19 protein-coding genes and 3 tRNA genes are annotated in these 23,829 nt (G+C 59.5%); 10 read left to right on the forward strand and 12 right to left on the reverse strand.

Going from position 1 to position 23,829, the window contains the following annotated elements:
- Positions 1 to 20: 20 nt before the first annotated feature.
- Both ACSQ9D_RS05040 and ACSQ9D_RS05045 read right to left on the reverse strand, forming a co-directional pair.
- Positions 21 to 1,190 (reverse strand): glycosyltransferase family 4 protein, encoded by a 1,170-nt coding sequence (locus ACSQ9D_RS05040; RefSeq protein WP_436281396.1) that lies wholly within the window; start codon positions 1,188 to 1,190, stop codon positions 21 to 23.
- Positions 1,191 to 1,196: 6 nt separating this feature from the next.
- Positions 1,197 to 1,769 (reverse strand): polysaccharide biosynthesis/export family protein, encoded by a 573-nt coding sequence (locus tag ACSQ9D_RS05045; RefSeq protein ID WP_436281397.1) that lies wholly within the window; start codon positions 1,767 to 1,769, stop codon positions 1,197 to 1,199.
- Positions 1,770 to 1,960: 191 nt separating this feature from the next.
- On the opposite strand from ACSQ9D_RS05045, the gene ACSQ9D_RS05050 reads away from it, so the two are divergent.
- On the forward strand, positions 1,961 to 4,111 hold the full coding sequence (locus ACSQ9D_RS05050; RefSeq protein WP_436281398.1) for a GumC family protein: 2,151 nt from the start codon (positions 1,961 to 1,963) through the stop codon (positions 4,109 to 4,111).
- Here the strand turns inward: ACSQ9D_RS05050 and ACSQ9D_RS05055 are convergent, their stop codons facing one another.
- Both ACSQ9D_RS05055 and ACSQ9D_RS05060 read right to left on the reverse strand, forming a co-directional pair.
- Positions 4,112 to 5,353, reverse strand: coding sequence for a GNAT family N-acetyltransferase (locus ACSQ9D_RS05055; protein ID WP_436281399.1), 1,242 nt, complete (start codon positions 5,351 to 5,353; stop codon positions 4,112 to 4,114).
- Between the two features lie 118 nt (positions 5,354 to 5,471).
- Positions 5,472 to 5,681, reverse strand: a complete 210-nt coding sequence (locus tag ACSQ9D_RS05060; RefSeq protein WP_436281400.1) for a DUF2842 domain-containing protein — start codon at positions 5,679 to 5,681, stop codon at positions 5,472 to 5,474.
- A 113-nt stretch (positions 5,682 to 5,794) separates the two neighbouring features.
- On the opposite strand from ACSQ9D_RS05060, the gene ACSQ9D_RS05065 reads away from it, so the two are divergent.
- Both ACSQ9D_RS05065 and ACSQ9D_RS05070 read left to right on the forward strand, forming a co-directional pair.
- On the forward strand, positions 5,795 to 6,898 hold the full coding sequence (locus tag ACSQ9D_RS05065) for a COX15/CtaA family protein (RefSeq protein WP_436281401.1): 1,104 nt from the start codon (positions 5,795 to 5,797) through the stop codon (positions 6,896 to 6,898).
- 96 nt (positions 6,899 to 6,994) lie between these two features.
- Positions 6,995 to 7,555 carry a dihydrofolate reductase family protein gene (locus ACSQ9D_RS05070; RefSeq protein WP_436281402.1) on the forward strand — a complete coding sequence of 187 codons (561 nt, stop codon included), beginning with the start codon at positions 6,995 to 6,997 and terminating at the stop codon, positions 7,553 to 7,555.
- A gap of 91 nt (positions 7,556 to 7,646) precedes the next feature.
- Here ACSQ9D_RS05070 and ACSQ9D_RS05075 read toward each other — a convergent pair whose 3' ends face one another.
- The gene (locus tag ACSQ9D_RS05075; RefSeq protein ID WP_436281403.1) at positions 7,647 to 10,475 is read right to left on the reverse strand and encodes an Rne/Rng family ribonuclease; all 2,829 of its coding nucleotides are present in this window, start codon (positions 10,473 to 10,475) and stop codon (positions 7,647 to 7,649) included.
- 635 nt (positions 10,476 to 11,110) lie between these two features.
- On the opposite strand from ACSQ9D_RS05075, the gene ACSQ9D_RS05080 reads away from it, so the two are divergent.
- From ACSQ9D_RS05080 to prfB, 3 genes are all read left to right on the forward strand, one after another.
- Positions 11,111 to 12,376 (forward strand): N-acetylmuramoyl-L-alanine amidase, encoded by a 1,266-nt coding sequence (locus ACSQ9D_RS05080; RefSeq protein WP_436281404.1) that lies wholly within the window; start codon positions 11,111 to 11,113, stop codon positions 12,374 to 12,376.
- Between the two features lie 243 nt (positions 12,377 to 12,619).
- On the forward strand, positions 12,620 to 15,067 hold the full coding sequence (locus ACSQ9D_RS05085) for a penicillin-binding protein 1A (RefSeq protein WP_436281405.1): 2,448 nt from the start codon (positions 12,620 to 12,622) through the stop codon (positions 15,065 to 15,067).
- 100 nt (positions 15,068 to 15,167) lie between these two features.
- A protein-coding gene (gene prfB, locus ACSQ9D_RS05090) for a peptide chain release factor 2 (RefSeq protein WP_436281406.1) occupies positions 15,168 to 16,299 on the forward strand; the annotation gives its coding sequence in 2 pieces (ribosomal slippage) (positions 15,168 to 15,236 and positions 15,238 to 16,299; 1,131 coding nt in all).
- Between the two features lie 110 nt (positions 16,300 to 16,409).
- On the opposite strand, the gene ACSQ9D_RS05095 is transcribed toward prfB, so the two are convergent.
- The 6 genes from ACSQ9D_RS05095 to rlmB all read right to left on the reverse strand — a co-directional run bounded on the left by ACSQ9D_RS05095 (position 16,410) and on the right by rlmB (position 19,762).
- Positions 16,410 to 16,925, reverse strand: coding sequence for a hypothetical protein (locus tag ACSQ9D_RS05095; RefSeq protein WP_436281407.1), 516 nt, complete (start codon positions 16,923 to 16,925; stop codon positions 16,410 to 16,412).
- A gap of 3 nt (positions 16,926 to 16,928) precedes the next feature.
- Positions 16,929 to 17,702 carry an NAD kinase gene (locus ACSQ9D_RS05100; RefSeq protein WP_436281408.1) on the reverse strand — a complete coding sequence of 258 codons (774 nt, stop codon included), beginning with the start codon at positions 17,700 to 17,702 and terminating at the stop codon, positions 16,929 to 16,931.
- Between the two features lie 217 nt (positions 17,703 to 17,919).
- A tRNA-Thr gene (locus ACSQ9D_RS05105) sits at positions 17,920 to 17,995 on the reverse strand.
- A gap of 129 nt (positions 17,996 to 18,124) precedes the next feature.
- Positions 18,125 to 18,313: a hypothetical protein gene (locus ACSQ9D_RS05110; RefSeq protein ID WP_436283888.1), complete on the reverse strand. Its 189-nt coding sequence runs from the start codon at positions 18,311 to 18,313 to the stop codon at positions 18,125 to 18,127.
- A gap of 17 nt (positions 18,314 to 18,330) precedes the next feature.
- Complete coding sequence (locus ACSQ9D_RS05115) at positions 18,331 to 18,486, reverse strand: hypothetical protein (RefSeq protein WP_436281409.1); 156 nt, start codon at positions 18,484 to 18,486, stop codon at positions 18,331 to 18,333.
- Positions 18,487 to 18,871: 385 nt separating this feature from the next.
- Complete coding sequence (rlmB, locus tag ACSQ9D_RS05120) at positions 18,872 to 19,762, reverse strand: 23S rRNA (guanosine(2251)-2'-O)-methyltransferase RlmB (protein WP_436281410.1); 891 nt, start codon at positions 19,760 to 19,762, stop codon at positions 18,872 to 18,874.
- A 206-nt stretch (positions 19,763 to 19,968) separates the two neighbouring features.
- Here rlmB and ACSQ9D_RS05125 point away from each other — a divergent pair.
- Positions 19,969 to 20,053: transfer RNA gene (locus ACSQ9D_RS05125), tRNA-Tyr, on the forward strand.
- A 26-nt stretch (positions 20,054 to 20,079) separates the two neighbouring features.
- Positions 20,080 to 20,153, forward strand: a tRNA-Gly gene (locus ACSQ9D_RS05130).
- 64 nt (positions 20,154 to 20,217) lie between these two features.
- Here ACSQ9D_RS05130 and ACSQ9D_RS05135 read toward each other — a convergent pair.
- Positions 20,218 to 20,727 carry a hypothetical protein gene (locus tag ACSQ9D_RS05135; protein WP_436281411.1) on the reverse strand — a complete coding sequence of 170 codons (510 nt, stop codon included), beginning with the start codon at positions 20,725 to 20,727 and terminating at the stop codon, positions 20,218 to 20,220.
- A 274-nt stretch (positions 20,728 to 21,001) separates the two neighbouring features.
- On the opposite strand from ACSQ9D_RS05135, the gene tuf reads away from it, so the two are divergent.
- Both tuf and ACSQ9D_RS05145 read left to right on the forward strand, forming a co-directional pair.
- Entirely contained in the window at positions 21,002 to 22,177 is a 1,176-nt protein-coding gene (gene tuf / locus ACSQ9D_RS05140) for an elongation factor Tu (RefSeq protein WP_037069361.1), read from the forward strand.
- Between the two features lie 676 nt (positions 22,178 to 22,853).
- Entirely contained in the window at positions 22,854 to 23,747 is an 894-nt protein-coding gene (locus ACSQ9D_RS05145; RefSeq protein WP_436281412.1) for an NAD-dependent epimerase/dehydratase family protein, read from the forward strand.
- Positions 23,748 to 23,829 lie beyond the last annotated feature (82 nt).

A 23,829-nucleotide genomic window follows, 5' to 3' on the forward strand; every position in this document is an offset into this window, starting at 1 on the left:
AGAAAGGCCCTAAGAAACTTTTACGAAGCAACCGCAATAGCTTGCCTGGATTGAGGATCCAGGAGGTCGTGGTACAATTTCAGGACATCATTGGCCATGATCGAGGCCGAAAAGACCGACTTGACCTTTTCCATCGGCGGCATTGCCTCATCGTGCCAGCCCGAGATGCGGATTGCATCCGCCATCACACGCGCGAGATCGTCGGAATCTTCCGGGTTGACGAGGGCAGGGCTATCTCGGCCCAATACCTCGGGAATTCCGCCGACGCGGGTCGCGATGATGGTCTTGCCGGCGCCGAGGCCCTCGAGCACGATGTAGGGCATGGCTTCGGCCCGCGACGGCACGACGAGGTTCTGGGACATGGCGAAAGCCTGCTGAACGCGCATTGCCGGCAGCATGCTGATCCGCTTGCCGAGGCCGCGCTCGATCATCATCTCGCGGTATCTGTCGCGGTCTGGCCCATCGCCGATCATCACAGCCGAAAGCGGGCGTCCGAGAATGCGCTCAGCTTTCGCGAAGGCCTCCACAAAGAGATCGGGACCTTTAAGGTCCCGCAGCATGCCGACATAGATGTAGTGGACAGCATCCGAACGGGTCGGGATGAGCTCGAAGTCTCGCTCGGCGATCCCATTGTAGATCAGCCGCGTTTCGGTCTGCGGTCGCCCGACCTTCTTCGTGTAGGCATCACGCTCGTATTCGCAGATGAAGACGAGCGCGTCCGTGAAGTATTCCTGCAAGCGCTCCATGCGGAGCACGAATTGCCCCGTGAGCGACCTGCGGGAATAATGCAGGCTTCCGCCGTGCGCAGTGTAGAGGCGGGCTACGCGATACCTGTTCACCCGCAGGGCTGAGCCGGCAAGCCGCGCGAGCACACCGCCTTTGGCGCCGTGACCGTGCAGCACATCCGGCCGCAAACTTTTAATGTTCTTGTACGTATCCCAGATCACTCCGATGTCGGAGAGGCTGACATGCCGCCGCATGGGCATGCGCGTCAATCCCATCGACAGAAAGGGACGAATCTCGTCGAACAGCCGGTCCTCATGCTCGCCGCCCGTTGAACTGTCGCAAAGAATGCCGACCTCATGCCCCGCCTTGCTGTGCTCCAGCACCAGATCGCGGACATGGCGGAAGATTCCGCCGACCGGTGACCTGAAGCAATGGAGGATGCGGAGGGGGCGCTGTTCGGTCATCGAGGATCAGAACAGTCGTTCGCGCACGTAGATGGTGTCGCCGGCGATAATCGCCGAAGAGATGTTGACGCGGCCGGTGATCACTTGCCCATTGATCTTGCGGGTCACGTCGACGGCTCCTTGATTGGCGCGCGAGGTAAAGCCGCCGGCAACGGCAACGGCGTTCTGCACCGTCATTCCGGGAACGTAGGCGTATTGGCCGGACTGGCCGACTTCGCCCATAACGAATATCGAGCGGTAGCGGTCGACATCGATCGTCACGTCTGGATCCCGCAGGTAGCCTTGCCTGAGTTTCTGGGCGATCTGGCCCGACAGCTGCTGCAGCGTCCGTCCGCGAGCCGGGACCTGGCCAACCAGCGGGAAGGCAATGTAGCCAGCCTGGTCGATCGTATAGGTGTTGGTCATGCTCGGTTGGTCAAACACGGTAATGCGCAGCCGGTCGCCGCTGTCCAGCGAATAGGGCTGGATCGTCGCCTGATTGAAGGCCTGAGGGGCGGGCTTATAGCTATTGCAGCCGCTCACGACCGCGGTCATGGCGAGGCTCAGAGCCATCAGGAACTTGGGCTGTGCGAAAGGCATCGCGTCTGCTCATAGGAAAACGAATTCGGTCTCAGCCGTTATCAATCCGTTAGGGTTAATGCTCGGTAAAAACCGCCATTTTTTTTGGCTTCGGCCAGCCGACGTGCCGCCGGATTGCCGGAGCAGACATTAACCGTTGGGTTACTATAGTCATTTACCCTCTCGGCCACGTTTGTTCTTGGAGTACAAGCATGTCCGGCGTATCGGGTAATCAGGATGTGGACATAGATCTTGGACAATTGGTCCGCGCCGTTTGGGCACGCCGGCTGAAGGTCTTGGCAATCACCGCGTTGGGGGCAGGGGTCGCCTTGACGGGCGCCAAGATGGTCTCCCCCAAATACCGAAGTGAAACGCGCATCCTGATCGAGCCGCGCGCTCCTGCCTTCGCCAATGCGCAGGTGAATGATACCAACGCGGGTCCGTTGCTGGACGAGCTCAATATTGCGAGCCAGGTGCAGCTTCTCCAGTCCGCAGACCTCATCAAGCAGGTCATCAACGGCCAGAAGCTTTACGATTTGCCGGAGTTCGATGCGGCCGCCAACGGCTCAGCTCTCACCGATATCCTGGTGGCCCTTCACCTCAAGAAAAATCCATATGAAAATCCCCCCGAAGAGCGCGTGATCGACGCCTTCACGGAGAGGCTTCAGGTCTATCAGGTGCCGGGATCGCGCGTGATCGGCATTACCTTCACCTCGAAGGATCCGAAGCTCGCGGCAACGATTCCGAATGCGATGGCCGCTGTCTATCTCGCTACACAAAGCGGCGCCAAGCTGGATTCGAATTCGGAGGCGACACGTTGGCTGGAGCCGGAAATCGAAAATCTCCGCCAGAAGGTGAATGACGCCGAGCAGAAGGTGGCGGAATACCGCGCCGAGCACGGATTGCTGCCGACCAACGGTGGCGCGAATTTCCCGACGCAGCAATTGAACGACATTTCGGCAGAGCTTACGCGCGTCCGTGGAGAGCGAGCCAATGCCGATGCGCGCGCGCAGTCCGTGCGCAATGCCCTCTCTGCCGGGGAGGCACCCGATACGCTGCAAGACATCATGTCGTCTCAGTCGATCCAGCGGCTGAAGAGCACGGAGTCAGGCCTGCAGTCGCAGATCTCCGACCTGCAGACCTCGTTGCTCAACAACCATCCGCGGCTGAAGAGCCTCCGAGCGCAGCTTTCGGACATCAAGGTTCAGATTCGCCAGGAGACGCAGAAGATCCTGGCAAGCATCGAAAACGAAGCGAAGGTCTCTGCGGTTCGCCAAAAGGAATTGGAACAGCAGACCGACAAACTGAAGGCCAACAGTGCCCAAGCCGGCGAAGACGAGGTCGGTCTCAATGCCCTGACGCGCGAAGCCACGGCACAGCGCCAACTCCTGGAAACCTATCTCTCTCGTTACCGCGAGGCGGCGTCGCGCGCCGACAAGAACTCAAGCCCGGCCGACGCCCGCATTGTGTCTAAGGCCATACAGCCCGTTGATCCCTATTTCCCGAAGGTTCTGCCAATCGTCATCGTCGCTGCCTTAGCGACCTTCATCATGACATCGATTGTGATCATGCTCGCCGAACTCTTCAGCGGTCGGGCACTGCGCCCCATCGAGCCGCCCGAGGAGGAAGTGGTGCGTGAAGAAGCAGAGGAACCTCACGCAACAACTGCCGGCTCCGCCAAGCGACCGGCTACGCCGAGCTTGCTGGCCACACCCGCAGACGAGGAGCCGGTTGCCCAGCTAGTCGAGGAAGAAAATACCTTCGAAACGAACGAGTTCTCGATAGCATCTGTCTCGGATTACCTTCGCGGCAGCAGGGCGCCACTGGCGATTGCCATTTCGCCGACCGGCGATGATGGATCGGTGGCAACCGTATCGCTTGTGCGCAAGTTGGTCGAGGATGGCTCGCGGGTCATCCTGGTCGACATGACGGGCTCGGGGCTGCCGACCGACCTCATGGCCGAGGATCGCAACATGCTCGGCATAACCGATTTGCTCTGCGGGGATGCGGCCTTCGGCGATACGATCCATGGCGACAGCCGCTCCGACGCGCACTTCATTCCGCAGGGCATCAGCGATCCGCGGCGGGCGATGCGCGGTGCCGATCGGCTGTCCCTGCTGCTGGACGCCCTGGTCTCGGCCTATGACCTGGTGATCGTGGAATGCGGCGCTGCCGACGTGGCCGGCGTTTCGCGCCTGACGCAGAGCAAGGACGTCGAAATCATCCTCTCCATGCCTGAGATCGTCGAGCAGGAGTTCGTGACTGCTATGACCGAGTTCGAGGCAGCGGGCTACGAGCGTGTCGTGCTGATGTCGGATAGCGACGAGCCCCTCGAAAACCCGATTTCTCGGCATGCAGCGTGATCAAACTCCGATCACCCGGTGTATGCGCTGGGCCAGGTGGTAGATCTTCTGGCGAGACTTGATGAAGGCTTTGCCTCGTGTGATCGCCCAATGGACGAGGCCGCCCACTCTGCCGCGTGACGAAAGCGGCAGAACAACGTCACAGTGCTCGGTTTCTACAGGCGCCCAGGAGCGCTTGTATCTTTGGTCGCCAAGGCCGAAGTCGAACAGGCCGACGCCCTTACCATGCTGCTCGGCGATCATCTGCCAGAACAGGAATTCGCCAGGGCTCGTCTCCGCCGCCAAGCTCTCATCGATTGCGCTGAATTGGCAGATGACGTGGTCGCCCTTGCGAGAAATGCCAGCCAGGGCAGCGATATGACCATCGTACTCGCCCTTCAGGCGGATCGCGTGCATTTCCAGCCCTACCGTCTTGCTGTCGGGGTCGCGAATGTCGAGTGCGCCGTGCAGGAAAGCTTTGGTCTGCGAGCCTTCAAACACATCCGGCAGTCCGAGCGCCTTGAATCGTTGACCCTTCTGTTCGAAGAAGCGATCGAGCAGCCGGTGTTGCTCATCTGAAGTTGCGCTAGAAATGTAGTCGAACCCGCCGAGCGCCTCCAGGCGTCTCAGCTGCGTTCGGAACTTCTTACGCCGGCCCTTTGCATTCACTTGTTGGAGTGTCGATTCCATGTTTGCCAGGAGCGGAAGATGGTAGGCGTGGTTCTGGTTCTGGACCATCGGCAGCAGCGTCAAAGGATTACGGCGTCCGCGCCACTCCGGCGGGATGTTCTGCAGCAACAGAAGATCGGCGCTTCCGACCAAAGCGCGACGTAGCAGCTCCGCGAATTTCCGCGGCTCGAGATTCCTGGCCAGTTCGATGAAGCGCCCTGTGAAAAGGCCCGTGTTGATGTTGCTATGATCGGCACCGACAAATCTGGCGGTGCGGAAGCCGTGAAACCTGTTTATCTCTATTGGCAGAATGAATGCGGTCTCTTCGCCAAGCCTGCCCCAGACGATCGACAAGGGGGTTCCATATGCCTTGGCCCAGGACACGCACCAGTCGTAGCCTTGATGCAGGGAATTCAGATCGTCACGATCGAGTTCACGCCAGATCTCTTCCAGCGGCTCCAAGCTATCCAAGACCACGATATCGAGTTCGGCCACTGCGTGCTGCGCGTTCAGCGCGCGCAATTCGGAAACTCCCGTGTTGGATTCTGTTGAATGGTGCGCTTTGTGTGCGACAGGAAGCGTCTGCGCCTGCACGGTTTTTCTCCGGTCTGACTTGCCAGCGCGGAGAATAGGGGAGCGGAGCATCCATTTCGTTTATGAGCCGCGACGCACAGTGCTTTCCGTCGATCACGGTTATCCTGTCGTTAACGGATCACGGCTGCTTCGGCCCAGCCATCCATTTGATGATGACCATGGCGGGAAGCACCCACAGTAGTCCTGTCAGGAAAAAGTAGAGGAGTTGCCCCCACCACGGAGCGTTGCCGAGCGTCGCAACGGCGATCGTGTTTGCAAGCAGCGCGTAGGCGAGCACGAGCACGACGATCAGGATCGTACCGATGAATTTGCGGAGGCGGACAGGCATCAAATATCTTTCGCACTGGTGTTTGAACTGCCGCGACGGCATGCCGCAAAGGTTCGGGGCTTGTTTTGCATGAGCCGCTCAGGCAAATCAACTGCCGGACGTAAGGAGCAGTCATGGCCATCGCGAACTTGAGCACTGAACAGCAGATCCTGCGTGAGATACGCCGACAGGACGGCAATCGCCGGGCTGTTCGCATCTGGCTGGGCATTGTGCTCCTGGCACTGTTCTGTCTCGTAATCGTCGGCGGTGCCACCAGACTCACGAATTCGGGCCTGTCGATCACCGAGTGGAAGCCGATACACGGCGTGATTCCGCCCCTGAGTGCCGCGGAATGGGACGAGGAATTCAAGCTCTACCAACGCATTCCCGAGTATCAACAGATAAATGACGGAATGACCATCGACGAGTTCAAGGGCATCTTTTGGTGGGAGTGGGCCCACCGTCTGATCGCACGCGGCATTGGTGTCATCTTCGCGCTGCCGTTGCTCTATTTCTGGCTGAGTGGAAAGGTGGAGAGGCGGCTGCGCTGGCCTCTCTTCGGAATTCTGACGCTGGGTGGACTGCAGGGCGCGATCGGCTGGTGGATGGTTTCTTCGGGGCTCTCGGTGCGAACCGACGTGAGCCAGTATCGGTTGGCAACGCACCTTGTCATGGCCTGTCTCATCTTCGCGTCCTGCATGTGGATCATGCGGGGGCTTTCGCCTCACTCCGACGATCCCGCGCCCACGCAAGGCTCGCATGTCTGGGCCGCTGCGATAGCGGTGTTTGCGTTTTTCCAGATCTACCTCGGCGCGCTCGTCGCCGGCCTCGACGCCGGCTTTACCTACAATACCTGGCCGTTGATGGACGGCGCGGTCGTGCCCTCCGATCTGCTGATCCAGCAACCGGCCTGGATCAATTTCTTCGAGAACCCGAAGACGGTACAGTTCGTCCATCGGCTGGGTGCCTACACGCTTTTTGCGCTGACGCTGATCAACATGATCATTGCCCTTAACGCAGCGCCGTCGACGACACATGCTCGGCGTGCCGTCGTTCTGTTTGTGCTCGTGACTGTCCAGGCGGCAATTGGAATCGCTACTTTGTTGCTGCAGGTCCCGCTTCATTGGGGGCTGCTGCATCAGGCCGGAGCTCTGGTGATCCTTGGTTTCGCGATCGCCAATTGGCGGGGGTTTCATGGAGAGTACCGGCGCGAGACCATGATTGCCGAGCAGGATTGAGCTCGACAACGCCCACGTTCAAAAATCGTCAGTTCGCTGTCGAAACCGAGCCATCTCAAACGTCCTTGAAGGAGCGCGATGGAACGGGAGATGACGATGCGACACCTCAGCGTATTTCTGAGCATTTCTCTTGATGGATACTTTGCCGATTTGAACGGTGATGTGAGTTGGGCTCACCGGGACGATCCCGAGTTCAATGCTTTCGTTGCCGGCAATGCGAGCGCCGGCGGCGAGCTCCTCATGGGACGAAGAACCTACGACCTCATGGCTTCCTATTGGCCGACTGCGATGGCAAAGGAACGCGACCCGATTGTGGCGGACGGAATGAACAGTCTGCCGAAGATCGTGTTCTCGCGAACTTTGAGCGAGGCCGGCTGGATCAATACGCGGCTGATTCGCGAAAACCCCGCGCAGGCCGTACACGCGCTCAAGCGGGCAGAGGGTAAGGATATGGTTGTCCTTGGCAGCGGCAGTATCGTTGCACAGCTGGTGGAAGCCGGCCTGGTCGATGTGTTTCAGCTTGTTGTCGTGCCGATAGCGCTCGGGGCCGGCCAATCCGTGTTTGCCGGCATCAGCGAGCGATTGGCACTAACCCTCACGGATAGTCGAGCCTTTGCCAAAGGCAATGTAGTCCTGACCTATGCTCCTTCGCGATAGGGGAGCGAGCGCATTGACCTCACCAGCGGCATAGAAAAATCCGGCTGCGTCACCGCAGCCGGATCGTATTACTTATCGCCGAATATCAATCTCAGAAAAAACCGCGGCGCTGCCACCAGCCAGCTTTCTTCGGCTTGCCGTCACCCTCGCTTTCGGCGGCATCGCTGCGCGTCGACTTAACCGTCGGTTCAGACGAGGAGATGTTCGACTCCCTATTGGCGCGGACAGGCTTTGCGTCTTCGGCGGCCGGTGTTGCGAGGTCTGCGGCTGCCGCCTCAGCTTCAGCTTCTACGGCCGGTCCTATTTCTGCGGCTGCCTCTTCCACGACAGGCTCCTCGACCGGCGATGCCTTGCGGCTACGACGTGCGCGCTTCGGCTTCACGTCTTCCGTCACAGTAGCACCTGTCTCGACAGCTGCCATCGCCGGCTGAGCTTCGACTGCTTCTTCGGCGGCAGCTTCGATCGCCTCGACAGCGGTCAGTTCTGTCTGGCCATCTTCAGCGCCGTCACTTGCCAGTTCGGCTTCAGAAGCCTCCTGCTCGCCGCCTTCCTCGCGGTTGCGGCGGCCGCCGCGCTTGCCACGACGGCGGCGCTTGCGGCGCTGGGTCTCATCACCTTCGTCACGCGTTTCCGAGGTGGCAGCAACGCTTTCGTCGCCTTCATCCTCGTCATCACCGTCGGTCTGGTCGCCTTCCTCAGCGTCGGCAGAGCTGCTGTCGGCGGCTACCGGCTCGCCGTTGCCATTGCGGCCCCGACGACGACGGCGGCGCTTGCGCTTGCGGCCTTCTCCCTCGCTTTCGGCGCTCTGTGCTGGACGTTCGGAAGCAGCAGGCTTGGCCTCCAGTTCCTCTTCTTCCTCCTCATCGACTTCGACCACGATATCGTCGTCTTCGTCATCGGGGATGGCGGCAAAGTTGAACAGGCTTTCGATCTTGACTGGATTCTCGACCGGCTCGCCGCGGTCGATCGCAAAGTGCTGTGAACCGACGGAGCCGTCTGCGTCGATAATGATCGCGACACCGAAGCGCGCTTCGTAGTCGAGGATCGTCTGGCGCTTGTGGTTGAGCAGGTACAGCGCAATATCAGGCGTCGTGCGAACCGTGATGTTGTGCGTCGTGTTCTTGAGCAGGTACTCCTCGATGCCGCGCAGGACGTGCAGGGCAACGGAGGACTGCGAACGCACGTGGCCGGTGCCGCCGCAATGTGAGCAGACCTGGGTCGTCGATTCAAGAACGGACGCGCGGATGCGCTGGCGCGACATTTCGAGCAGGCCGAAATGCGAGATGCGGCCGACCTGGATGCGGGCGCGGTCGTTCTTCAGGCATTCCTTCAGCTTCTTCTCGACGGCGCGGTTGTTGCGCTTCTCTTCCATGTCGATGAAGTCGATGACAATGAGGCCGGCAAGGTCGCGCAGGCGAAGCTGGCGGGCCACTTCATCGGCGGCCTCAAGGTTCGTCTGCAGCGCGGTGTCCTCAATCGAATGCTCGCGGGTCGAACGGCCGGAGTTGACGTCGATCGAAACCAGCGCTTCCGTCTGGTTCATGATCAGGTAGCCGCCGGACTTCAAGGTCACCTGTGGCTGCAGCATGCGGTCGAGCTGAGCTTCGATGCCGGAGCGCGAGAAGATCGGGTGGATGTCGCGGTAGGGCTGGACTACCTTGGCATGGCTCGGCATCAGCATCTTCATGAAGTCTTTCGCTTCACGATAGCCTTCCTCGCCGGAGACGATGATCTCGCCGATGTCCTTGTTGTAGAGGTCGCGGATCGAGCGCTTGATGAGCGAGCCTTCCTCGTAGACGAGGCAGGGAGCGGTCGACTGCAGCGTCAGCGTGCGCACGTTCTCCCACAGGCGCATTAGGTATTCGAAGTCTCGCTTGACCTCGACCTTGGTCCGGTTTGCGCCGGCCGTGCGCAAGATGACGCCCATGCCCTGCGGCACTTCGAGCATCCGTGCGATTTCCTTCAGGCGCTTGCGATCCTGCGGATTGGTGATCTTGCGGGAAATGCCGCCGCCACGCGCCGTGTTCGGCATGAGGACGGAATAGCGGCCGGCCAGCGAAAGATAGGTGGTCAGGGCCGCGCCCTTATTGCCGCGCTCTTCCTTTGCCACCTGCACCAGCAGGATCTGGCGGCGCTTGATGACTTCCTGGATGCGATACTGCTTGCGCGGCTTGCGCTGGACGCGATCGGGAACTTCCTCCATGGCGTCTTCAGCGCCGACGGATTCGATCACTTCCTCTTCGTGGTCGTGATCGTCGTCATCGTCGTCATCGCTGCGGCGGCGGGCGTCGACCTCTTCGGAGATCGAGTCCGTCTCGACCATCGCTGCCATCTCGTTGCCCGGCGAGCCTTCGTCATCGTTGTCGACCGTGGCTTGGCTGGCAGCCTCATCGCTTGCCGGCACTTCGGCAGCCGGCACGGCCTTCCTGCGGCTGCGGCGTGGCTTTGCCTTCTTGGCAGGTGCTTCCTCGGCAACTTCCGCAACGGCCTCGACCGTCTCGGTTACCACAGCAGTTTCTACCTCTGGCGCGGATTGCGCTGCAGGCGCTTCGACACCGACGTCGGGCTGCTCTTGCGTGGAGAGATCGACCGGTGCCGTCTCGACATGTTCGACGTCGTCGTCGCGGCGATGCTCTTCGGCTTCGGCGCGAAGCAGGGCCTGACGATCGGCAAGCGGGATCTGATAGTAGTCGGGGTGAATTTCGGCAAAGGCCAGGAAGCCGTGCCGGTTGCCGCCGTAGTCAACGAAAGCGGCCTGCAGCGAGGGTTCGACCCTCGTTACCTTTGCGAGGTAAATATTGCCGCGAATCTGCTTCTTGTGCTGCGACTCGAAGTCAAATTCTTCTATGCGGTTTCCGCGAACGACAACAACGCGCGTCTCTTCCTCGTGAGACGCGTCGATAAGCATCTTGTCTGCCATGTAAGCTGTGCTCCTCGGCGCGGCCGAACGTCGGCATCCCCTTGTGTCAATGAGACAGCAGAGGTGCGGCTCGTCATTGCAGCGCCGGATAATGAAAGTCGCGATTGGTGCGGTGTGGAAGGCAGCAGCCAGACAGCAGCGGGGGAGATGTTCTCCCGGGGCCTGTAGACTTCAGATAAAACCTGCTGCGACACCATCAAAGACCAAGCGAGATCGACAAAACTAAGACCTTGTTCAGGTCCGATGAGTTTGCTCTCTCTGTAAAGAGCGGTTGGTGGCTATCCACCGATGAAGTTCCCGCATACGCCGGAAAATTCAGGATCCAATTTCGAGTGGAAACACATATGACGGCGGACGATTGCCGGTTGTGGCGCCAGTTCCTTAGTGGTTTGGCTGCCGTGCAGGCGACTCTATCCCGTCAGCACTTCTACCCTAAAAATCCTTGTATGTTTTCTCTGTCACAATAGCAAGGGAAAAGCCAAATGTGCCATAATATTGATGGATTTTGGAAGGTATACAAAATCGGGGATTAAGGGCGCCGATTCGGCTCCGCGGCCGCGAACGGCGCCGACACCGGCAATTTCGCGTTTACCGGGAGAACGTAATCGGAATGTTATTTAAGGTGTGGCGGTCGATTGTTTAAGAGGGTACGACCCGCGACGGTGATATCCGGATGGCGGAGGACGAAAGTTGCGGGTGCGTTCGTCGCTGCTGCTGCGGCGATGGTTTTCGCATTTCTTCCGGACGTGAGAGCAGATGATGTGGTGAAGGTCGAGCCGTTGCTCGCCTATGGTGCTCGCATCATCGGCGACGATGCCCGCACCCGCATCGTCATCGATTTCGATCGGGCACCGGACTTTTCGATCCATTACATTGCCAATCCCGAGCGCGTTGTCATCGATCTCCCGGTGACGGCCTTCGGATTCCCAGCCGGCGACCTCGCGGCGAGAGGGCTTTTCAAGGACATCCGTTACGGCAAGATGGATGAGGACAGCGCCCGTATTGTGCTGACGGCCAAGAAACCGGTGAAGATGGAAGTCGCCAAGGTTCAGGCGGATGAGGGCGGCAAGGGGCATCGTCTCATCCTTGATGCCGCAATGACGGACAAGGACAAGTTCGCGGAACTGGTCAAGGCCCAGTCATGGAGCGATCCTTCTTCTCAGCAGACGACCAGCGCCATTCCCGCGCCGGAGAGGCCGGCCAACGGCGATTTCATCATCGCCGTCGATGCCGGTCACGGCGGGATCGACACGGGCGCGATCGGCGTCGATACCAAGACGCAAGAGAAGGACGTAACGCTCGCCTTTGCCAAGGCGCTTGCCGATCGTCTCAACCGCGAACCCGGCATCAAAGCATTTCTGACGCGAAAGGACGACTCGTTCCTGTCGCTTTCCGAGCGTGTGGAGATTGCCCGTCAGAACCATGCAGGTCTTTTCATTTCGATGCATGCTGACACCCTGAAGCAGAAGGATATTCGCGGCGCGACGGTATACACGATCTCCGACAGGGCCTCCGATAAGCTCGCCGCCGATCTGGCTGACCGCGAAAACCTTTCCGACCAGATTGCCGGCAAGGAGACCGTGGCCGAGCCTCCCGAAGTCGCGGACATTCTGCTCGACCTAACGCGCCGCGAAACGCAGGCTTTCTCGATTTCGCTGGCAGAGAGCGTGCTTGCGTCCTTCAAGGATCAGGTGGGGACAATCAACAACCCGCATCGCCATGCCGGATTCCGCGTTCTTCAGGCGCCGGATGTGCCGTCTATCCTGTTGGAACTGGGCTTTCTTTCGAACAGGGAGGACGAAAAACTCCTGCTCGATGACGCATGGCGGGGAAGGATGGCGGACCTGCTGACGGAAGCGGTAAAGCACTATCGCACGGCGATGGTTGCAAATGGTGGCTGATTTCAGCCGTGGCCCAGATGTGACACTCGGTCGGGTAACTCAATCGCAATGTGGGAATAGCGCTTCAAGGCCCTATTTTACTCACATTCACGCCGTTACTCAGCCTTGTGTTTCCATAGGTGAAACGGAATCGGCTTGTGGCGAAAACGCTCATGGAGTAAGTCGCCCAACGTGCAAGATGCCCCGATCCATGCGATTGTTATGCTCGCGCCGATCGATGATTGAGATACCGGTAGCTTAAATATGATTAGACTTCTTGGATATTTCTTCGGAGTGGCTTGCGTCCTGTTCTTGGGCGTGGCGGCTGTTGTTGCCATTTATTTGGCGACCGTCACGAAGGATCTTCCGGACTACGCAGTGCTGAGCAGCTACGAGCCGCCGGTGACGACCCGCGTGCATGCAGGCAACGGTGCGCTGATGGCGGAGTACGCCAAGGAGCGCAGACTTTTCCTGCCGATCCAAGCTGTTCCCGATCGCGTCAAGGCTGCATTCCTGTCTGCCGAAGACAAAAACTTCTATCAGCATCCCGGCATCGACGTTACCGGCTTTGCGCGCGCAGTCGTCGCCTACCTGACCGGTGGCCCGACGCAGGGTGGTTCGACGATCACGCAGCAGGTCGCCAAGAACTTCCTGCTTTCCAGCGAACAGACGATGGAGCGCAAGGCGAAGGAAGCGATCCTCTCCTTCCGTATCGAGCAGGCATACAGCAAGGACAAGATCCTCGAGCTGTACCTGAACGAGATCTTCTTCGGTCTAAACTCCTATGGTATTGCGAGCGCCTCGCTCACCTATTTCAACAAGTCGGTGAATGAACTGACGATCGCCGACGCTGCCTACCTAGCCTCCCTGCCGAAGGGCCCGGCCAACTATCATCCCTTCCGTCATCCCGAAGCAGCGGTCACCCGCCGCAATTGGGTCATCGATCGCATGGTCGAAAATGGCTATGTCAGCCAGTCCGATGGCGCCGAGGCAAAGAAGCAGCCGCTTGGCGTGACTGGCCGAAGCAGCGGTCCCTCGCTCTTCGCGTCCGGTTATTTTGCCGAGGCAGTCCGCCGCCAGCTGATCGAGCAGTACGGCGAGAGGATGCTTTATGAAGGCGGCCTGTCCGTTCGTACCTCCTTCGATCCTGCGCTTCAGGTCTTCGCGCGCAAGGCGCTTCAGGACGGCTTGACGACCTATGACGAGCGCCGCGGCTTCCACGGCCCGATCAAACAGATCGACACGACGGCTGACTGGGGCAAGGCGCTGGCCGATATTCCTGCGTTGATCGACGTGTCGGAATGGCGATTGGCAGTCGTGCTGGCTGTATCCGACGACAGCGTCGACATCGGACTGCAACCGCTGAAGGATGGCGCCGGCAAGATCCCTGCTGAGCGCGAGCGGGGTGTCATCGAGGCCAAAAACATGCAGTGGGCGTATCGCTCGGCTGCCGGCCGTAAGACGGCCAAGTCGCCGGAGGGTGTGCTGTCTGCCGGTGATGTCGTCTACGTCGAGCGGCTTGGTGACGAAGGTTCGAGTTCCTACCGGCTTCGTCAGCCGCCGAAGGTCGAGGGCGGTCTCGTGGCCATGGATCCGAAGACCGGTCGCGTTCTCGCGATGGTCGGCGGCTTTTCCTACGCCCAGTCGGAGTTCAACCGCGCGACCCAGGCGATGCGCCAGCCTGGATCGTCCTTCAAGCCGTTCGTCTACGCGGCGGCCATGGACAACGGCTATACGCCGGCTTCGGTTGTGAGCGACGATCCGCTCTCGATCCAGACAGGCAATGGCCAGGTATGGGCGCCGGACAACTATGAAGGCGAGGGCGGTGGCGCCAACACGCTTCGCTTCGCCATCGAGCACTCGCGCAACCGAATGACGGTGCGCCTTGCGAACGACCTCGGCATGAACGTTGTTGCCGAATATGCCGAGCGCTTCGGTATCTACGATCACATGATGCCGGTTCTCGCCATGTCTTTGGGCTCCGGCGAGACCACGGTCCTTCGCATGGTGTCGGCCTATTCGGTCATCGCCAACGGCGGCAAGCAGATCAAGCCGACGCTGATCGACCGGATCCAGGACCGCTACGGCCGCACCATCTTCAAGCATGAGGAGCGCGTCTGTGAGGGCTGCAACGCCAGCGACTGGCAGAACCAGGAAGAGCCTAACGTTGTCGACAATCGCGAAACCGTTCTTGATCCGATGACCTCCTACCAGATCACTTCGATGCTGCAGGGCGTCATCCAGCGTGGCACCGCCGCTGGCAAGGTCGATCTCGGTGAGCGCGATGTGGCCGGCAAGACCGGCACGACGAACGACGAGAAGGATGCATGGTTCGTGGGCTTCACACCGGATCTCGTCGCCGGTCTCTATATCGGCTTCGATTCACCTTCGACGCTCGGCCGCGGTGGCACGGGTGGGTCGCTGTCGGCGCCGGTCTTCAACGAATTCATGCAGGCTGCCGTCAAGGACATGCCGGCGTCCAAATTTGTCATTCCCGCTGGGATGAACCTCATTCCGATTGACCGCAAGACCGGCATGGCGGCAGCGCAAGGTGATCCGAACACGATCATCGAAGCTTTCAAGCCGGGCACTGGTCCCGCCGACAGCTTCTCGGTCATCGGTATGGACAACACCATGGCGCCCGAGGAGATTTTGAAGACCTCGCCGCAGGCCAACCAGGCCGTTCAGTCCGGTGCCGGCGGGCTCTACTAAACCTTCCCCCGAACAGTTGTGGCGGCTGCGGCTCTTTACATCCGCAGCCGCCACAATTATTTGACGGGCAACTTTCGAAGCAACGCAAAGAAGCAGGAAAATGCGAGCGGAAATCCAGAACGTGGTCGATGAAACCAAGCAGGCTATCACCCTGCTGAGGAGGCATCTTTGACTGGGACCAGGCGGTAAGACGACTGGACTGGTTGAACAACAAGGCAGAGGATCCGAACCTCTGGAATGACGCCTCCGAGGCACAGAAGCTGATGCGCGAGCGCCAGCAGCTCGACGACGGCATCAATGGCGTGCGGCTGCTGGAGCAGCAGCTGAACGACAATGTCGAGCTCATCGAAATGGGCGAGGAAGAGGGCGACGAAGGCGTCGTCAAGGAGGCCGAGGACGCCCTGAAGGATCTGAAGACCGAGGCCGCGCGCCGCCAGGTCGAAGCGATGCTTTCCGGCGAAGCCGACAGCAATGATACCTATCTGGAAGTCCACTCCGGCGCCGGCGGCACGGAAAGTCAGGACTGGGCCAACATGCTTCTGCGCATGTATACCCGCTGGGCGGAACGTCAGCGCTTCAAGGTGGAGCTTCTCGAAGTCCACGATGGCGAAGAAGCTGGCATCAAGTCTGCGACCCTGCTGGTCAAGGGCCAGAACGCCTATGGCTGGCTGAAGACGGAATCGGGCGTTCATCGCCTGGTTCGTATCTCGCCCTACGACAGCAATGCGCGCCGTCACACATCCTTCTCGTCGATCTGGGTCTATCCCGTCATCGACGATTCGATCCAGATCGACATCAACGAAAGCGATTGCCGCATCGATACGTACCGCTCGTCGGGTGCCGGCGGCCAGCACGTCAACACGACAGACTCCGCGGTACGCATCACGCATATTCCCTCGGGCATCGTGGTACAGTGCCAGCAGGAACGCTCGCAGCACAAGAATCGCGCCAAGGCGTGGGACATGCTGCGTGCCCGCATGTACGAAGCCGAGCTGAAAAAGCGGGAAGACGCCGCAAACGCCGAAGCCGCCTCCAAGTCGGACATCGGCTGGGGCCACCAGATCCGCTCCTACGTTCTGCAGCCCTATCAGCTTGTCAAGGATCTACGGACGGGTGTGGCGAGCACGGCGCCTGGCGATGTTCTGGACGGCGAACTCAACGAGTTCATGGAAGCAGCTCTTGCCCACCGCATCAGCGGCAAGCCGGACGCCGTCGTCGACGACATCGACTAACTGCTTTCAAGTTTGAATTTGGAGGAGGCCCCCGGACGGGGCCTTTTCGATTCACTCGGGAGCCAGCTTAAAGAGGGAACCCGTCAGCGTCAGAAGCGATGGAGGCGCGGCTAGTTGCTTGCTTTGCCGACGGTCACCTCTCCAAATTCATCGATCACGACGGTCCAGGTCTCCGATTCCACGTCCGGGTCGGTCTTCAAATAGATCATTGCAAAGAGCCCCGGCTCCTTGAGCATGCCGGAGGAGTTTTCGGGCCTGATGTCGGTGACATAGGGCTTGAGATCGTTGAGTTCCTGCAACTCCACCGTCGAGGCGATGGCTGGTCCGTCGTCGCCCTGCTCGATCTGTTGCAGATAGATCTTGGCCGTGCGGTCTGCTTGCCTGACAGCAAACAATTTGTAGTAGCCGTGGCGCGGTTTTGCCGGAGCGGCAGCCGGCGTCGCGGTCTGAGAGGCTGAAGGTGCGCGTTGGACGGCAGGCGTCGTGCCGTCGTCTTCCCAGTAACCCGTGCTAGTCGCGAATATGATCGAAGCCGGCAGGACTGGGTCTTGTGCCGCAGCGGTCCGAGCGCAGAGTGCGGGCACGGCGAGCAGCAATGCACAAAGCATCGTTCGTCGCAGGGTCATCTCTCAATCCTCAAACTGCTCGGCAAGAATACGATCGGACCATGATCGATCGGGATCGGAGAGAATGCGCGCCGTGGTATGTTCCGATTGAGCGATGCGAATATGAAGCACCGATTTCACTTCCGTGTTGTCGGCAACCGCGTTGACCGGACGTTTCTCCGCCTCGAGAATATGAATATCGACCGTCACCTTGTTCGGCAGTAGCGCGCCGCGCCAACGCCGCGGCCGGAACGCGCTGACCGGAGTCATCGCCAAAAGCGGTGCGTCAAGCGGCAGGATCGGTCCATGGGCGGAGAGGTTATAGGCCGTCGAACCCGCAGGCGTCGCCACCATTAGGCCGTCGCAGATGAGTTCGTCGAGCCGGACGACGCCGTCCACCTCGACCCGCAGCTTGGCGGCCTGGTAGGATTGCCGGAACAACGACACTTCGTTGATGGCAAGGGCTGTCGAATTCGTGCCGTCCGAATTCGCCGTTGTCATCTGCAACGGGTGAAATGCGTTTTCGACGGCCGTGCAGATTCGATCCTGCAGGTTCTCCGTTCGGTAGTCGTTCATAAGGAAGCCGACAGAGCCGCGATTCATGCCGTAGACAAGTTTGCCGGAATTCATCGTGCCGTGCAGCGTCTGCAGCATGAATCCGTCGCCACCAAGGGCGACGATGACGTCGGCATCATCAGGGGGCACGTCGCCATAAATGCGAATCAGCTCTTCCCGCGCCGCTAGCGCCTCGGTTGCCGATGAGGCAAGGAAGGAAAGCGTCTGAAATGAACGGCCCATGTAATTCCTTTGTCGTATTCAACGAACGATAACATAGTCTTGGCGTCTAGGCGCCAATAAAAGCCGATTTTGTCAAGTGCATCTGCGGCGCTGGATGGAGCCAACGTCATCTCGAAGAGTCGCATTCACGCGAAGAGCTAGCTCGCCTCGGTTCGCACAGTCAGCGCAACATCCCCAAAGTCAATGCCATAGGACGTTCTGAGTAAAAGGAGAAGGATGGTGCCCCCGGCAGGGTTCGAACCCGCGACCCCCTGATTACAAATCAGGTGCTCTACCAACTGAGCTACAAGGGCGATGCGTGCCAAGTACCAGATTCTGCCGTCCTGTAAAGCAGAAATCGGCGCGATGTTGATTTCTTTGGTGCCATCTGACCGCCGGAGATTGGCGAACGGAACGAGATGGGCGGCGTCGGTTTCGCAAGCCTATTTCTGAGCCGTCTGGCGCACGCTCGCTTGCAAGGCGTCGCCGGTCTCCCCGGCGTCTGATGGTGACATCATTGTGATGGTCAGTACCGAGGCAACCATGAAAACAATGACGGCGATCATCACCCGCACGTTTCTCTCCTTTAAAATCGGGCGAGGCAAACGCACGGGGCCGATCTTCGGTTCCACGGGCGATCGCTGAGCGTTTACGGCGTTGGCGTTGGGATGGGGCGTTCAGGGGCAGGAGCAAGCGGAGAGGGTTCGTGTGTTGGCTGCGACTTGTCGATCCAAGCGATGCTGAGAATGATGGCGACGAATACAGCGACGAAGAGCGTGCCGACAATGAGGGAGCGGATGGCCATATGGGATACGTTCCTCCTGTTCGAGTGCGGGACAGCTATAGAAAACGGCAGAGTCAAAACCGAGGCGAGTTAGTTTTTTCTGATCATCAGCGATGGTTTGCAGCCTTCCTCCTTGCTTTTCCCGAAGTTGCCGTGGTCCCGCTTTCGAATGAAAGGGATGCTCCCTTGGCGCTCATCAGTACGAGCGGAAGCCCTCAATGTGGAAGATCGCAGGACCGAGCCTTGCAATGGCTGTCGCGCAGTCTCCGGCCGGTGACAGGGCGAAATTGCTATTCGCGTTTGCCTCGTCGCTCAGCGCGCAAACTGGCAAAAAAGGCTGCCGCCGATCGAAGAACGAAGCGGATCGCGGCATTGCCTCTGTTGCCACGATCCACTGCTGATCACATCATACTTTCAGATGCAGCCTGGCCGCATAGAGGGCGATCGCCGCTGCGTTGGACACATTCAAAGACTTGATAGCACCCGGCATGTCGAGCCTTGCAAGTGCGCTGACGGTTTCGCGCGTCTTCTGCCGCAGCCCCTTGCCCTCGGAGCCCAGCACCAGCGCCACCTTGTCACCTGAGAATGTGCTCTCGAGCGGAGCCGGGCCTTCCGAATCAAGACCGATCGTGAAGAAGCCGAGCTTGTGCAGTTCGCCAAGCGCGTCTGACAGATTGGTGATCTGAATATAGGGAATGAGTTCCAGGGCACCGGAGGCTGATTTTGCCAGCACGCCTGATTCAGTCGGGCTGTGGCGCTGCGTGGTGATGACAGCACCGGCATTGAAGGCAACGGCGGACCGCATGATTGCGCCGACATTGTGCGGATCGGTCACCTGGTCGAGCACGAGAAGCAGCGGACTGCTTTTCAGTGCTTCCAGCCGTCGAACGGGCAAGGGCCGCGTTTCCAGCATCACCCCCTGATGGATCGCGTCGGGGCCGAGGACCTTGTCGATATCCTGCGGAGAAACGGTCTCGACCGGAATGCCGAGCGTATCCACATCGATCTCGAGACGGGCAAGCGCATTCTGAGTCACCGACAGCTTGACGTTCTTGCGCTCCTTGTTGTCGAGCGCAGCACGAACGGTGTGCAGGCCGTAAAGATAGACCTGATCAGGCGCGAGTGCCGGAGGTTTCCAGTCCTCGGCGCCGCGCCGGCGCTTCTGTGGTGTGGGTGTCGGAATCTCGCCGCGCTCGCGCTTGCTGTCGCGATGCGCGCGGCGCAAGTTCGCATAATGTGTGTCCTTGGCGGACTTGTCGTCGGTGGGCTTGCCACCGGTTTTGTTGTCTTTGCTCATGCGGCTTTATAGCGAGGGCGCTTCTTTCCGCATAGGATTTCTTTCAGGAGCCCGGCTTTCCGCTGCCGATGAAATTTTTCACATTTTTTCCATCGTCATCGTGTTGACATGCGGAAGTCGTCCGGTCATATACGCGGCGCAGACCGAGGGGCGGCAACGCTTCGAAAGTCTGACGAGCTTGGTCTCACGATCCGGACGAAAAGACTGGAGAGATGCCCGAGTGGTTAAAGGGGACGGACTGTAAATCCGTTGGCTCAGCCTACGTTGGTTCAAATCCAACTCTCTCCACCATTCGTCATTGGATCGGATACCACCCCGCGGGTATAGCTCAATGGTAGAGCAGCAGCCTTCCAAGCTGAATACGCGGGTTCGATTCCCGCTACCCGCTCCAAATTTCCGAAAGTCCTGTATTCACCTAGACGTTTTACACGGCTTGCACTGCTTCGGCGTGGCTGCTAGCCCCACAAGAGCACAAGAGGCGAGGCGAGCGCGATGATGCAGGCGATCGTCCATCTCTTCTGTCCGTAGGCACTGAGGTCTTCCCTCGAAAGCCAGGTGCGGACGGCAATGAAGCCGATTGCGATGATCGCGCTGTAGATCAGGGCGCGCAGCAGGATCGACCAGCCGCCCCCGAAAAGCCCAATGGCGATGCCGAAGCCGGTCAGGGCACCGAGAATGCCATATCCGACATCGAACATCAAAGTGGTGGTGGCCGAAAGCGGCGTCAGCATCTTCGGGAAGGCGATCGCGAATGCCGCGGTGAGCAGCCATATGGCGACAATCGCCTGCAGCGTCGATGAGTTGACAATGGATGTCGCCAGAGCCGGAAGGCGCTCGGGCGAGGACAGGCGCAGAAGCTGCGCGACCCAGTCGATCGCGGCGGCAAGAATCCACAATATGAATGCACAGGCGGCAAAGATCAGAAAGTTGCCTGCGGATCGCTTTGCAATTTCCTTCGGTTCCATTGCGTTGTCTCCAAGTGCTTCCGCGTGAGAGCAGCAAATGAAGTAGTATCATATCCTTGGCCGCTCGCGCGCGTTCTTCGGGAATATATCTTCGCTGCTATTTGCAGTGCAGGTTGCCGATTGGATGCTTGCTTCCCATATGCGTGGCCAGGCCAGGAATCGCGCTAGGAATACCGTCCGCAATTAGGTCTTGCGCAATTTCCCCGAAAGCCTTAAACGGCGGCACTAAACCGGTTCGCCGGGGTCATCCATTTCGTTCACAGGAAGCATTCAAATGGCAAAGAGTAAGTTTGAGCGCAACAAGCCGCACGTTAACATCGGCACGATCGGCCACGTTGACCACGGCAAGACGTCTCTGACGGCAGCGATCACGAAGTATTTCGGCGAGTTCAAGGCGTACGACCAGATCGACGCTGCGCCGGAAGAAAAGGCCCGCGGCATCACCATTTCGACGGCCCACGTCGAATACGAGACCCCAGCCCGCCACTATGCTCACGTTGACTGCCCCGGCCACGCCGACTACGTCAAGAACATGATCACCGGTGCGGCGCAGATGGACGGCGCGATCCTGGTTTGCTCGGCTGCTGACGGCCCGATGCCGCAGACCCGCGAGCACATCCTGCTGGCTCGCCAGGTCGGCGTTCCTGCGATCGTCGTGTTCCTCAACAAGGTCGACCAGGTTGACGACGCCGAGCTTCTCGAACTCGTCGAGCTCGAAGTGCGCGAACTGCTGTCGTCCTACGACTTCCCGGGCGACGACATTCCGGTCATCAAGGGTTCGGCTCTTGCTGCTCTGGAAGATTCCGACAAGAAGATCGGCGAAGACGCGATCCGCGAGCTGATGGCAGCCGTTGACGCCTACATCCCGACGCCTGAGCGTCCGATCGACCAGCCGTTCCTGATGCCGATCGAAGACGTGTTCTCGATCTCGGGCCGTGGTACGGTTGTGACCGGCCGCGTCGAGCGTGGCATCGTCAAGGTTGGCGAAGAAGTCGAAATCGTCGGCATCCGCCCGACCTCGAAGACGACGGTGACCGGCGTTGAAATGTTCCGCAAGCTGCTCGACCAGGGCCAGGCTGGCGACAACATCGGCGCTCTGGTTCGCGGTGTGAACCGTGACGGCGTCGAGCGTGGTCAGATCCTGTGCAAGCCGGGCTCTGTCAAGCCGCACAAGAAGTTCAAGGCCGAAGCCTACATCCTGACGAAGGAAGAAGGCGGCCGTCATACGCCGTTCTTCACGAACTACCGTCCGCAGTTCTACTTCCGCACGACGGACGTGACGGGCATCGTCACCCTGCCGGAAGGCACGGAAATGGTTATGCCTGGCGACAACGTCACGGTTGACGTCGAGCTGATCGTTCCGATCGCGATGGAAGAAAAGCTGCGCTTCGCGATCCGCGAAGGCGGCCGTACCGTCGGCGCAGGCATCGTTGCCTCCATCGTCGAGTAATCTTCGACCTGGATCGAATTGATAGAGCCCCGCTGGAAACAGCGGGGCTTATACATTGAGAGGCTGGAACATTGTGATGATGCTCCGGCCTCTGGTGTCCTTGGGCGGCGGGTCGTCACCGGGGAGCGGGTAAAGGCTTGAACTTTTACTTGTAACCCGCGCGGCTTAAGTGTCTTGGCGCAACGCGCTGCGGTTGCCCCGCCTAACTTCTTCGTAGGAAGTGGCTTTCCTCTGGCCCACCAGGACGCGCTCAATTTGCTGGCTGAAGGCCAGACCATCGCATTGGAGCCAACGTGGAATCACCAGCACGGCAAGTCGCTCCCGCGGACGTCCGGATCTTTCACCCACGCGAAGACCCGCTGCGTCCATCCTGAGAAGACCACTTGCCTTGAATGCCGGCCAGGACGCCTTCAGGCGAATGCTCGGCTGCGCACGAACATGGACAGGCGGCTCAACCGTATCGCCCACTCGGTCAAGAGGAAATGGGTTCGTGTGAACAGGGCTCTTCGCAGCTAGGCTTCAGTTTAACCCTCACTCATAAGTCTTCATCCACTGGGCTTGGCTGCCTCATGAGAATGGAGCGCGTCACCCCGCTGACAGCGCAGCGCAGGCGGTGGTCTTGCGCTTGCGTGTAAAGCCTTTATCTATCCCTCCGATTTCATATGCGGAGGACACTATGAAAAAGCGCATTCTCTTCACGGGCGGTTCGGGCAAGGCAGGGCGCCATGCGGTGCCATGGCTGGTCAACGCCGGCTACGAGGTTCACAACGTCGATCTGGTGCCGCTTGATAGCCCCGGTGTGACCAATCTGATCGCCGACATCACCGACAGCGGCCAGGTCTTCAACGCGCTTTCGATGCACCGGGACTTTCCCGACCTTGATGCGGGCAGGGGCGTCCAGCCTTTCGATGCCGTGGTGCATTTCGCGGCGATCCCGCGCATCCTCATCAAGCCTGACAACGAGACGTTCCGCATCAACACGATGGGTACCTATAATGTCATCGAGGCAGCGGTGAAGCTCGGCGTCCGCAAGATCATCGTCGCCTCCAGCGAGACGACCTACGGCGTCTGCTTTGCCGAAGGCCATCGCGACTTCCATCAGTTTCCATTGGAAGAGGACTACGACGTCAATCCGATGGATTCCTACGGCCTCTCCAAGGTGGTGAACGAGAAGACGGCCCGCGCTTTTGCGGAGCGTTCAGGTTTCGACATCTATGCGCTGCGCATCGGCAATGTCATCGAGCCGCACGAGTACGAGAGGTTTCCGACCTATTTCGCCAATCCTGAAATGCGCAAGCGCATCGCCTGGAGCTATATCGACGCCCGCGATCTGGGCCAGATCTGCCACCTCTGCATCGAGAAGGACGGCTTGGGCTTCCAGGTCTTCAACGCCGCGAACGACACGGTCTCGGCCAATACGCCGTCGAGGGAACTCGCCAGGCGATTCTATCCGAGCGTGCCGTTCACGCGCGAAATCGGCGAATACGAGGGGCTGCTCTCCAACCGCAAGATCCGCGAAGTGCTTGGCTTCAAGGAGGAGCACGACTGGCGCAAATATGTGAAAGTCTGATCGCAGGCGTTTCCCGCGCCGCAGGATTGGAAAAATCGAAAAACGCACTTGCCAATCCTGCGCTGCCGCCTTAAAGGGAGCG

This window comes from Rhizobium sp. LjRoot258, from assembly GCF_964254185.1.
Classification (GTDB): Bacteria; Pseudomonadota; Alphaproteobacteria; order Rhizobiales; family Rhizobiaceae; genus Rhizobium.